The organism is Sphingomonas sp. TZW2008 (assembly GCF_002117915.1).
Classification (GTDB): domain Bacteria; phylum Pseudomonadota; class Alphaproteobacteria; order Sphingomonadales; family Sphingomonadaceae; genus Sphingomonas.
In genome coordinates, this window is record NZ_BDJB01000003.1 from 487,504 (window position 1) to 499,761 (window position 12,258).

Below are 12,258 nucleotides of genomic sequence, written 5' to 3' on the forward strand. Positions count from 1 at the left end.
GCTCAATATTTCACCGTCACCGTGCCGAAGATCGTTCGGCCCGGCGCGATGCCCGCATAGTGCGTGGTGAACACCTGATTGAAGTACGTCTCGTTCGTCAGATTCTGCGCGTTGACCGCGAGATCGAGATGCTCGTTCAGCTTGAGCGCGGCACGCGCGTCGAACCGCCAATAGCCCGGCACGCTGCGCTCGATGATCCGCGTCGCCGGGTTCACCGTCACTACGCCGGCGGCGGTCTGCGTCGCCGAGCGATTGTCCTGGAACCCGCCGTAGACGCGGCTCTGGTAAAAGGCGCCGCCGCCGATCTCGACGCGGTCGAACAGCGTCGCGTTGGTCCAGATCGACAGATTGTGCTTCGCCGCCTGGGGCGCGGGGCGCCCGGTATTGGCGGCGGGCACAAGCACCGTCTGCGCAGGCCGCGTGCCGACGGCGGGCGCGGTCAGCGCGGTAAACCCGCCGTCGACGATCTTGGCGTCGAGATAAGTATAGCCGCCGAAGATCGTCCAGCCGGGCAGGATCGTCCCGCTCGCGGTGAATTCGGCGCCCTGGATGCGACGCTTGCCGATGAACTCGATCGTGTTGCCCGGACCGGTGACGCGGGCATTGGCGGTTTCGGTGCGGAAGCCGGCGAGCCCGAGCGACAGCCTCCCGCCCATCAGGTCGGCCTTGGCGCCGATTTCGTACGACTTCGACTTCTCGACCTTGAGCGAATCGAGCAGCAGCAGCGCGGCGGGCGTGTTGGTGGTGCCGAGCGAATTACCCTCCTGCCCCTCGCCGACGAGGCTGTTGGGTGGCGTCGCCGACGTCGCGTACGAGGCATAGACGCTGGTCGTCGGCGTCGGCTTGAAGACGAGCCCCGCCTGCCAGTTGAAGATATCGTCCTCTCGCGTCAGCTCGAACGTGCCGGTGGTGCTCGGCGGCGTGACGGTCGAACGGAAATTGTCGAACCGTGCGCCGAGGTTGAGGATCAGCTGCGGCAGGAACGTGATCGAATCGAACGCGTAGACGCCGCGCGTTCGCGATTCATTCTGCGTCTCGCCGGTGATCGGCGTGCGGGTGATCGGCGTCGCCATATTCGAGGTGTCGGACGCGTAATTGACCCACGGATCGTTCGGATTGGGCGCGAACAGGCTGGTGCAGTTGAACCGCGCGATGCCCTCGGCCGTGCAGCGCGGGCTGGTGGTGACGACAAAGGTGCCGCGCCGTGCCTTCTCCCACAGAAGCTCCGCGCCGATCGCGATCGAGTGTTCGATTCCGCCGGTCATCACCTTGCCGAACAGGTCGGTCTGGTTCGCTAGCGTCTCGACATAGCCGTAGCGTGTGTTGGCACGCCGCCACACCAAGCCCCCGCCTGATGCCGGCGCGGCGGTGCCGACACCGAAGACGTTGCCCTGGCTGTCGTCGGGCTGGGTGAAGATATATTGCTGGCTGTTATGGCTGTAGCGCGACGAGTTGCGCACCGTCAGCGTGCCAAAGTCATGCTCCACCCGCATCATCGCCTGATCGGTCTTGGTATCGCGGAAATCGCGGTTGCGCAGGCCGTAGAAGGTCGACCGGTCGACCCGCCCGACGGTGCCGTTGGCGGTCGTCACGCGGCCCACCGCGGGCTCGTTGCGCGTCGTGCCGAGCGGCGCGTTGGCGAGCGTGTAGAGGTACGGGATGCCGCTGTCGGGCAGCTCCTCCGTCGTCAGGTGATAATAGTTGATGCTGAGCCGCGTCGGCGTGCCTAGCCCGATCGCGATCGATGGCGCGATGCCCCAGCGTTTCTGCCAGATCGCGTCACGCCCGGCGACGTCTTGGTCGTGCCACGCGCCCGCGACGCGCACTGCCGCCATGTCGCCGAGCTGCACGTTCACGTCGGCGGTGAGGCGCTTGTAGTCCGCCTCGCCGTAGCTGCCGCTCGCCTGCGCGAACGTATCGAGCTTGGGCATCTTGGTGATGATGTTGATCGATCCGCCCGCGCTGCCACGCCCGCCCAGCGTCCCGTCCGATCCGCGCACCACTTGGATCTGCTCGACCGCGAACACTTCGCGGCTTTGCGCCGCGGTGTCGCGCACGCCGTCGACGAAGGTCGATCCCTGGCTGTCGAAGCCGCGGATGAACGGCCGATCGCCGACCGGATTGCCGCCCTCGGCTGCGCCAAAGGTGATCCCTGGCACGGTGCGCAGTGCCTCGGTCAGCGTCGCCGAGCCGGTCTGCTCGATCACGGCCGCTGGCAGCACCACGATCGAGCGCGGCGTATCGACCAGCGGCGCGACCGCCTTGGGATCGGCGCTGCGCCGCTCGCGCTCACCGTTGACGACGATGTCGTCGGGATTGCGATTGGCTTGCGCGTCGGCCTCCGCCGTCGCGGTCCCCGCCGCGACCGGCTCGCCCCCCGCAGGCGCTGCCAGCGCGGGCGACGTCGAGAGAACGCCTGCGCATGACAGTGCGAGGAATGCACTCGACTGCGGCACGGTAATGATCATGGAACCCCCTTTGCTTGGGCGCTCCCTATTGCGAATCATTATCGCGAGTCAACGCTATTGCGAAGCGCTCGCAGTCTTGTCGCGAAAGATGTTAGCTCGCGCGCATCCTGGCGTGGAACAGCTTGCCCTCCTCAACCACGAAGACGATTGCCAGTACCGCGACGCCGATGCACAGGTAGCCTACTGCGAGCGGCATCGTCGTGCCGGCGTACGACTGGCCGATCGCCGAGCCGACGATGACTGCGCCGACGCTGGTGATGAAGCCCTGCACCGACGATGCGGTGCCCGCGATATGCCCGACCGGCTCCATCGCCATCGCGCCGAAATTCGAGCCGCACAGCCCGATGCACGTCATGCTCAGCGCCTGGAACACGATGTAGCTCGCCAGGCTCTCCCATCCCGCGACGATCAACGCGACGTGGACGATCGACAGCCCGATCAGAGCGAGCACCGCGACCTGCGAGATCAGCCGTGTGCCGAGCCGCTCGACCAGCCGGCTGTTGGCGAAGGAGGCGACGCCCATCGCCGTCGCGCAGATGCCGAACAGCAGGGTGAAACGATCGCCCGCGCCGAATTCGTCGACGAAGATCTGCTGCGACAACGAGACGAAGGCGATGATCCCGCCGAAGGTGAGCGCCGCGGCGAGCGCGTAGCCGATCGAATAGCGGTTGGTCAGCGTCAACGTGTAGCTCTGCCGCAGCCGCGTCAGCGAAATCGGCACGCGCCGTTCGGCCGGCAGCGTCTCGACCAGCCGGAACGCGACCCAGGCGAGCACGAACGCCGCAAACCCGCCGAGCGCGTAGAAGATGAACCGCCACGGGCCGATCAGCAGCAGCCCCTGCCCCAGCGTCGGCGCCATGATCGGCACGATGAAGAAGATCATCTGCGCCACCGACATGGTGCGCGCCATCTGCCGCCCCGACGACCCGTCGCGCACGATCGCGACCGCAAGAACGCGGGTCGATGCGGACATCAGCCCCTGGAGCACGCGCGCGCCGAGCAGCGCCGCGAACGTCGCCGAGCTCGCCGCGAAGATGCTCGCGCCGACGAACCCGGCGAGCGTCGCGATCAGCACCGGGCGCCGCCCGAAGCGGTCGGCAAGCGGACCGTAGACGAGCTGCCCCATGCCGAAGCCGAGCATATAGGCGGTGATCACCCATTGCCGGTGATTGGCGGCGGCGATGGCGAGGTCATGGGCGATATCGGCGAGCGCCGGCAGCATCAGGTCGACGCCGAGCGCGTTGACCGCCATCACGGCGGCGATGAAGCACACGAATTCGCGCGGGTGCATGCCGGCGCTGGCCGGGCGGGTCTCGATCGGGGAGGCGGAAGTCATCGCGCGCCCTATCGGCGCGGGCGCCCGCCGCGACAAGCAAGCGATGCTTTAGCGCGCCGATCGCGCGTCAGAAATGCGCCAGATACCCGCCATCGACCGCGAGCACCTGCCCGGTGACGTAGGACGCCGCCGGCGAGGCGAGGAACAGCACCGGCCCGGCGATCTCCGCCGGCCGCCCCCATCGCCCGAGGCTGGTACGGCGCGCGAGATGCGCGGCGACTTCCGCATCGGCGACCATCGCCTCGTTCGCGTCGGTCGCGAAATAGCCCGGCGCGACCGCGTTGACGGTGATGCCGCGCGGGCCGAGCTCCGCCGCCAGCGCGCGCGTCATTGCGTCAAGCGCGCCCTTCGACGCGGTATAGGCGGCGTCGCCGCCGCGCGCGATCTGCCCCGCGATCGAACTGACGTTGATGATCCGCCCGCCGGCCGGCATCCGCGCCGCGACCAGCCGACATAGGTCGAACGGCGCGACGAGGTTCACCTCGATCATCGCGCGCACCGCGTCGCGATCGAGCGCGTCGATCGTACGACGGTCGCGTCGCCCGGCGTTGTTGACGAGAATGTCGATCGGCGGCAGTCGCGCGATCAGCGCCGCCACGGCGGTGGCGTCGCCCAGATCGATCGCGGCGATCTCCGCCCGCCCGCCCGCCGCGCCGATCTGCGCCGCCACGTCCTTCAGCACCGCCGCGCGTCGGCCGACCAGCACGACGTGCGCGCCCGCCCCGGCCAGCCCATGCGCGATCTCGCGGCCGAGCCCGCCGCCCGCCCCCGTCACGATCGCTCTCTTGCCGTCCAGCATCGTTCTGTCCCCGAAGATCGCCGGACCTAGTCGGCTAGCGGCATCGTCGGCAACCGCAGCATGCCCGCGCTTCCAAGCTGAACGCCGCGTTCGCGCCCGGTTCATCGCGGCGGACGTTATGACCGCCCGATGACCCAGATTTGGCCGTTCCTCCTCCTCGCCGCTCCTGCCGCACAGCAAGCGCCGCCCGCTGCGCCGCCTAGCGAGACCCCCGCGGCGCCCGCCGACAGCCCGGTCGACGAGATCGCGGACGAGGAAACCGACGGCGAGGATATCGTCGTCACCGGCAGCCGCACGCCGCGCGGCTCGGTCGTCGGCGACATCAAGCCCGAGGTGACACTCAACGCGCGCGACATCCGCGCCTATGGCGCGAGCAACATCGGCGAGCTGCTGCAGGAATTGAGCCCGCTGACCGGCAGCATCCAGGGCCGCGGCGAGGGCCAGCCCGTCGTTCTCCTCTCCGGCCGGCGGATCAGCGGCTTTCGCGAGGTGCGCGATCTGCCGCCCGAGGCGATCGCCCGCGTCGAGATCCTGCCCGAGGAGGTCGCGCTCAAATACGGCTACCGCCCCGATCAGAAGGTGGTGAACATCGTCCTGCGCCGCCGCTTCAACGCGATCACCGCGGAGGCGCAGACGACGCTCGCCACGGACGGTGGGCGGCAGGTGCACGAGGCCGACGTCAACTACCTGCGACTCGGCAGCAACAGCCGCTTCAGCATCGACGGCGAATATACCCGCAGCAATCCGTTGTTCGAGACGCAACGCGCCTTTCCCGGCGCCGATCCCGATCGTACCCTGCTCGCCGCGAGCGACGCGGCGAAGCTCGATGCGACGTACAACCGGACGATCTTCGGCAACATTTCCGCGACGCTCAGCGGCGGGCTGGAGGGACAGAACAGCCTTGCCGCGCTCGGCCGGTCGAGCGACGGCACGCGCCGGCTGCTGCGCGACAATCGTACGCGCACCGGCACGCTCAACTATGCGCTGAACGGCGATCTCGCGCAGTGGCGCTGGACGCTGAACGGTGGCTACACCCGCGACTGGTCGACGACGCTGACCGATCGCGACGCGGCGGTCGGCACCACGCGCGATCGCGCTCGGTCGGTCGCCGAGACGATCACCAATGAGGCGACGATCAACGGCCGCCTGTTCGATCTTCCCGCCGGCGCGGTGACGACGACGCTGAAGGCGGGCGTCACGCTGCGCGACATCACCGGCGAATCGGTTCGCGCCGGCGTGTTGCGCCCCGTCGACCTGTCGCGTGATCAGGGCAGCGGGCAGGCGAATATCGACGTGCCGATATTGCGCAACAGCCCGGTGGGGGCGCTGTCGGCGACGATCAACGGCGGGATCGACCAGCTGTCGGATTTCGGCACGCTCGGCACCTTCGGCTACGGTTTCAACTGGCGGCCGAGCGCCGCGATCCGGCTGATCGGCTCCGTCACGCACGAGCAGGGCGCGCCCTCGATCCAGCAGCTCGGCAACCCGCAGATCGCGACCCCCAACGTGCGCGTGCTCGATCTGACAACCGGCCAGACGGTCGATGTAACGGTGGTGGAAGGCGGCAATCCTGCGCTGCGCGCCGATCGCCGCCGCGTGCTGAAGCTTGGCCTAACCGCCAAGCCGATCGCCGACACCGATCTGACGCTGATTGCCAATTATACCGACAGCCGGATTACCGATCCGATCGCGAGCTTCCCCACCGCCTCGCCCGAGATCGAGGCGGCATTCCGCAACCGCTTCATTCGCGATGACGCGGGCACGCTGATCCAGATCGACAATCGCGCGGTAAATTTCACCAGCAGTCGCCAGCGCCAGATCCGCTGGGGCGTCAATTGGTCCGAAACGCTCGAGGCCCCGCCGCCGACCGGCCCCGACGGCCAGCCGCTCACGCCCGAGCAGATCGAGGAGCGCCGCGCCGCCTTCCGCGAGGCCCGCCGCGCTGGGAACGCGCCGGGTGCGAGCGCGAGCGGCGTGCGCGAGCCGGGCGCCGGCCGTGGCTTCGGGCGGGGCGGTTTCGGTGGCGGCGGGTTTGGAGCGGGCGGCTTTGGCGGGCGCGGCGCGCGGCAGGGTCGGATCCAGCTCAGCGCCTTTCATACCTGGCGGCTGGAGGACACGATCCTCGTCCGCCCGGGCGTACCCGAACTCGATCTGCTCGGCGGATCGGCGATCGGGTCACGCGGCGGGCGGCCGCGACACGAGATCGAATTTAACGCCGGCTACAACCGCAACGGCCTCGGCGTGCGGCTTAGCGGCAACTGGGTCAGCGGCACGACGCTCAACGCCGATCCATCGGGCGCGCCCTCGCCGCAGGATCTGGCGTTCGGCTCGCTGTTCACCAGCAACCTGCGCGTCTTCGCCGATCTCGGTCAGCAGAGGACGCTGGTAGAGAAGGCGCCGTTCTTCCGCGGCGCGCGCGTAACGCTGTCGGTCAACAATCTGTTCAACCAGCGGCTCGACGTACGCGACACGCTGGGCGTCACGCCGATCGGCTACAATCCCTCGCTGCTCGATCCGCTCGGGCGTTCGGTGCGGCTCAGCTTCCGCAAGCTGTTCTTCTAGGGGCACGGCGACATCATGCGGGCACCATGACGCTCAGGATATCGTCGACGCTCGCCACCGCGAACGCGCTATATTCATCGCCGATCGCATAGGGCAGCAGGATGCGCCGCCCGTGCAGCAGACCGCCGCAGCTGTAGGTGACATTGGGCACGTAGCCGCCGCGCTGCTCCGCACTGGGGAACAGCAGCGGCGAGGGCGTGCGCTTCAGCACCTGCGCCGGATCGTCCTTGTCGAGCAGGCACGCGCCGATGCAATAGCCGCGCACCATGCCCACGCCATGGGTGAACACCAGCCAGCCCTCGTCAATCTCGATCGGCGAGCCGCAATTGCCCAGCTGGACGAACTCCCACGGATATTTGGGCGCCATGATCCGCTCGCCGGCGTCCCATTCGTGCAGCGAGTCTGACCGCAGTAGCCAGATATGCTCGTTGTCCTGCCGGCCGAGCATCACGAACTTGCCGTCGATCCGTCGCGGGAACAGCGCCATGCCCTTGTAACCCGTCATCGTGCCGCCGAGCTTGCGCATCTCGAAGGTGCGCAGGTCGACGCCGCGCAGCATCTCCTGCCGCGCGTTCTGCCCGTCGAACGCGGTATAGGTGCCGATGACGCTCTCGGTGCCGTCGTCGTCGGTGAAGTTGACCAGCCGCAGGTCCTCCACCCCCGACCGCTGGCTCGGCAGCACCGGGAAGATCACCGTCTCCGACGCTTCGCTGCTGTCGTCGCACAGCAGCCGCACCCAGCCGTCGTCCTCCTTCACGATCCGCGGCGGCACGCCGTGCTCGCTCGCCGGATCGATGACGACGCCCATGTCGCCGTCCCACATGCCGGTGCGGAACGTCACCGACGACACGTGCCCCTCGCCGATGCCGCGCAGCGACAGCAGGAACGGCATCTTGCCATCGTCGAGATCGCTGTCGGGCATGCGCACCATGCTGGGGTTGAACAGGGCCGCCGATTCGAAGGCATATTCCTGGCTGTAATAGGCGCCGATCAGATAGCGATCGCACTCGTCAAGATCGTCCGCGATGCCGAGCTCGTCTCGCAGCGCGTCGAACCGCGCGAGGAAGGTTGCCGCCGCATTGGGGTGGCGCTCGTCCATCGGCGCAGCGATCAGATCGCGCATACGGTGGCGCATCTCGGGCTCCAGCGCCAGCACACGCTCGGCCACCTGTTTCATGCGCGTCGGCCGCCCGTCGGCGAAGGCGGCGGGATATTCGAAGCTGAACGGCCGGATCACGGTGCGAGACGGATCGGGTTTGAGCTCGATCGGCAATTTGCTGAAGACTTCGGCAGCGTTCATCGGCGGGCGTCCTGAGCTATGTTGGTCGCAAGGATCGCAGAACGACCGCCGGCGCCTGTAGGTCCGCCGGGCAACGAAGCCTTACACCGCCGCGCGCCGCGCCGGGGATCGGGGCGTAACATTGTTAGCGGCCCGCACAACGCCATGCTACGAATGGAGAAAGTGGTCGCCAGCCTGGCGGTCGGGAGTGATCGATGACTGGCCGTTCTGATCAGGCGATGACGAAGATCGCGGGGCTGGACGACGTTCTCGCCGGCGGGTTCGAGCGCGGCCGCGTCTTCCTGCTCGAAGGAACGCCGGGTGCGGGCAAAACGACGATTGCGCTCCAGTTCCTGCTCGCCGGCGCCGCGGCGGACGAGCGCTGCCTCTACATCACCCTCTCCGAAACCACCGACGAACTGCATGCCACCGCGCGCGCGCACGGCTGGTCGCTGGAAGGCGTCGAGGTATACGAACTGGTGCCGCCGGAGAGCCTGCTCGACGACGATCAGCAGCAGAGCCTGCTCTATTCCTCCGATCTCGAGCTCGGTGAGACGACGCGTCGCATCTTCGAGGCGTATGAACGGGTGAAACCCGATCGGGTGGTGATCGACAGCCTGTCCGAGATCCGGCTCCTCGCGCAAAGCTCGCTGCGCTACCGCCGTCAGATCCTGGCGATGAAGCATTATTTCGCTCGCCAGCGCACAACCGTGCTGATGCTCGATGATCTGACGAGCGATGCCAACGACAAGACGGTCCACTCGGTCGCGCACGGCGTCGTCCGGCTCGAGGAGACGACCCCTGAATACGGTGCTGCGCGCCGCCGAATGCGCGTCGTGAAGTATCGCGGCCGGCGCTACCGCGGCGGCTACCACGATTTCGCCATCCTGACGGGAGGCATCCGCGTCTTCCCGCGGCTCGTCTCGGCCGAGCACAAGGGCGACATCTCGCGCGCGATCGTATCCACCGGATCGCGTGAGTTCGACGGGCTGCTGGGCGGCGGGATCGATCGCGGGTCGGGCGTCCTGCTGCTCGGCCCCGCGGGATCGGGCAAGACGATCATCGCGCTGTCGCTGATCGCGCAGGCGGTGGCGCGCGGCGAGCGCGCGGCGATGTTCGTCTTCGACGAGGAGATCGGGCTGATGATCGCGCGCGCGCTGACCCTCGGCATCGATCTCAAAAAAATGATCGATGCGGGCGCGCTGCTGCTCGAACAGGTCGACGCGGCCGAACTGACCCCGGGAGAGTTCACTGATCGCGTGCGCGAGAGCGTGCAGACGGTGAAGGCGGAAACGGTCGTAATCGACAGCCTCAACGGCTATCGCGCGGCGATGCCCGGCGAGGAAGCGCTGGTGCTGCACATCCACGAGCTGCTTCAATATCTCAACCGGCGCGGTGCCACGACCTTCCTCACCGTCGCGCAGCATGGGCTGGTCGGCGACATGAACACACCCGTCGACGTGACGTACCTCGCCGATACGGTGATCTTGCTGCGCTACTTCGAGGCGATGGGCCACGTACGCCGCGCCGTTTCCGTGTTGAAGAAGCGCATGGGCGCGCACGAGAACACGATCCGGGAATATCAGATCGGTAGCCGCGGAGTGACGTTCGGTGATCCGCTCGATCGCTTCCAGGGCGTGCTGCGGGGCAGCCCTACCCCGGTCGGCGATCAGGTTTTGATGGATCCGTCGAAGGCATGAAGCGCACCACCGTCTCCGAACGCGCGCTGGTGCTGGCACCGCGCGGGCGGGACGCGGCGGTGGCGACCGCCATGCTGCGTGAGGCGCAGATCACCGCGACAGTGTGCCACAACCTTCCCGCGCTGATCGCCGCGCTCAACGCCGGCGCGGCCTTTGTCGTCGTGACCGAGGAAGCAATCGCCAGCGCCGATCTCGGGCCGCTCGCCGCCTGGCTCGGCGACCAGGAGGAATGGTCGGACCTGCCCTTCGTCCTGCTGACGCGGCGCGGCGGCGGGCTGGAGCGCAATCCGGCCGCCGCGCGCTACCTCGAGCTGCTCGGCAACGTCACCTTCCTCGAACGGCCGTTTCATCCGACGACGCTGATCAGCCTCGCGCAGGCCGCGTTGCGCGGACGCCGGCGGCAGTACGAGGCGCGCGCACGCCTTGTTGCGCTGCGCCAGAGCGAGACCCGCTTTCGCACGCTGTTCGATACGATGGACGAGGGCTTCTGCGTCATCGAGTTCATCCCCGGCCCAGGCGGGCCGCTCGACGATTACATCCACGTGCAGGCCAATCCGGCGTACGAGCGCCACGCCGGCATTCCGAACGTCGTCGGGCAGAAGGTGCGCGACATGGTACCGGAAGAGGCCGACGCGTGGATCGACCTCTATCGCCGCGTGCTGCTGACGGGCGAGCCGGTCCGCTTCGAGCGCGAGCTGGTCGCGACGGGCCGTCACCTCGAACTCGCCGCCTTCCGCGTCGAGCCGGCTGCGCGCCGCGAGGTGGCCGTGATCTTCGAGGATATCACCGAGCGACGCCGCGCCGAGCTCGCGCTGCGTGATCTCAACGAGACGCTGGAAGGCAGGATCGAGGATGCCGTGGCGCAGCGCGAGCAGGCGCAGGCGCAGCTCCACGAGGCGCAGAAGCTTGAGACGCTCGGCCAGCTGACCGGCGGGGTCGCGCATGACATCAACAATCTGCTGACGCCGATCACCGGCGCGCTCGACCTTCTCAACCGCCGCTACGCCGACAGCGATCCGCGCGCCGCACGGCTGCTCGACGGGGCGCTGCAATCAGCCGAACGCGCGAAGATCCTGGTCAGCCGCCTGCTCGGCTTCGCGCGGCGCCAGGCGCTAGAGACCCGCCCGGTCGACCTCGTCGCACTGCTCGACGGAATGCGCGATCTGATCGCGAGCTCGGTCGGCGCGGCGGTCGAGATCAGCATGGCGCCGCCCGCCGATCTGCCCGCCGCGCTCGCCGATCCCAACCAGCTTGAACTCGCGCTGCTGAACCTGTGCGTCAACGCGCGCGATGCGATGGAGGGCGGCGGTAAGCTGACGATCACGGCGGAGGCAGCGACCGTGCGGCGCAAGGCCGCCGGCGTGCTCAAACCCGGGGCCTATGTGAAGCTGTCGGTGATCGATACCGGCGCCGGCATGGATGCGGCGACACTCGCCAAGGCGGTCGAGCCGTTCTTCTCCACCAAGGGCATCGGCCGCGGCACCGGGCTCGGCCTGTCGATGGTCCATGGTCTCGCGGCGCAGCTCGGCGGCGGCTTCATCCTCACCAGCGCGCCGGGCGTCGGCACGCAGGCCGATCTCTACCTGCCGGCCGCGGCGGCGCCTGCGCGTGCCATCGAGCGCACCGCGGCGACGATCGATCCCGCCGGCCGCCGGCTGTCGATCCTGCTCGTCGACGACGAGGATCTGGTGCGTGCCGGCACCGCGGAGATGCTCCGCTCGCTCGGCCACGAGGTGCACGAGGCGTCGGGCGGGGCGAAGGCGCTGGCGATGGTCAAGCGGGGCTTGGCGATCGACGCGGTGGTCACCGACTATCTCATGCCGCGGATGAACGGCGCGCAGCTCGCGACGCAACTCCGCGAACTGGTCGCCGCGTTACCCGTCCTCGTCGTCACCGGCTATGCCGGCGGCGATCTCGAGCTCGGCCTTCCGCATCTCGCCAAACCGTTCCGTCAGGCGGAACTGGGCGAGGCGTTGCAGCGGCTGGTCGAACACGCGCTGTCGGAAGCGATGGCCGCCGCCAGCTGACCCGCGCGACGCGCATCGGTACGCTGGCGTACCGCGGCTTGCCCGGCGCTCGAAATCGACGTCGCGCTGGGAACCGCAGGCCCGATT

Annotated in this window: 7 protein-coding genes; 3 read left to right on the forward strand and 4 right to left on the reverse strand. The window is 68.3% G+C overall.

The window, feature by feature from the left end:
• Positions 1–2 precede the first annotated feature (2 nt).
• The 3 genes from B7L05_RS04020 to B7L05_RS04030 form a co-directional block, all read right to left on the reverse strand.
• A complete protein-coding gene (locus B7L05_RS04020) occupies positions 3–2,468 on the reverse strand; it encodes a TonB-dependent siderophore receptor (RefSeq protein ID WP_256926595.1) in 2,466 nt (821 codons plus the stop codon).
• 91 nt (positions 2,469–2,559) lie between these two features.
• On the reverse strand, positions 2,560–3,804 hold the full coding sequence (locus B7L05_RS04025) for a multidrug effflux MFS transporter (RefSeq protein WP_144037116.1): 1,245 nt from the start codon (positions 3,802–3,804) through the stop codon (positions 2,560–2,562).
• Between the two features lie 67 nt (positions 3,805–3,871).
• The gene (locus tag B7L05_RS04030) at positions 3,872–4,603 is read right to left on the reverse strand and encodes an SDR family oxidoreductase (RefSeq protein WP_085808906.1); all 732 of its coding nucleotides are present in this window, start codon (positions 4,601–4,603) and stop codon (positions 3,872–3,874) included.
• A 129-nt stretch (positions 4,604–4,732) separates the two neighbouring features.
• Here B7L05_RS04030 and B7L05_RS04035 point away from each other — a divergent pair, with 129 nt between their 5' ends.
• Positions 4,733–7,165: a TonB-dependent siderophore receptor gene (locus tag B7L05_RS04035; RefSeq protein ID WP_085808907.1), complete on the forward strand. Its 2,433-nt coding sequence runs from the start codon at positions 4,733–4,735 to the stop codon at positions 7,163–7,165.
• Between the two features lie 13 nt (positions 7,166–7,178).
• Here B7L05_RS04035 and B7L05_RS04040 read toward each other — a convergent pair whose 3' ends face one another.
• Complete coding sequence (locus B7L05_RS04040) at positions 7,179–8,465, reverse strand: glycoside hydrolase family 130 protein (RefSeq protein WP_085808908.1); 1,287 nt, start codon at positions 8,463–8,465, stop codon at positions 7,179–7,181.
• A gap of 194 nt (positions 8,466–8,659) precedes the next feature.
• On the opposite strand from B7L05_RS04040, the gene B7L05_RS04045 reads away from it, so the two are divergent.
• Both B7L05_RS04045 and B7L05_RS04050 read left to right on the forward strand, forming a co-directional pair.
• A complete protein-coding gene (locus tag B7L05_RS04045) occupies positions 8,660–10,144 on the forward strand; it encodes an ATPase domain-containing protein (protein WP_179187111.1) in 1,485 nt (494 codons plus the stop codon).
• The gene (locus B7L05_RS04050; protein WP_085808909.1) at positions 10,141–12,171 is read left to right on the forward strand and encodes an ATP-binding protein; all 2,031 of its coding nucleotides are present in this window, start codon (positions 10,141–10,143) and stop codon (positions 12,169–12,171) included. The genes B7L05_RS04045 and B7L05_RS04050 overlap by 4 nt, the downstream gene beginning before the upstream one ends.
• Positions 12,172–12,258: the final 87 nt, after the last annotated feature.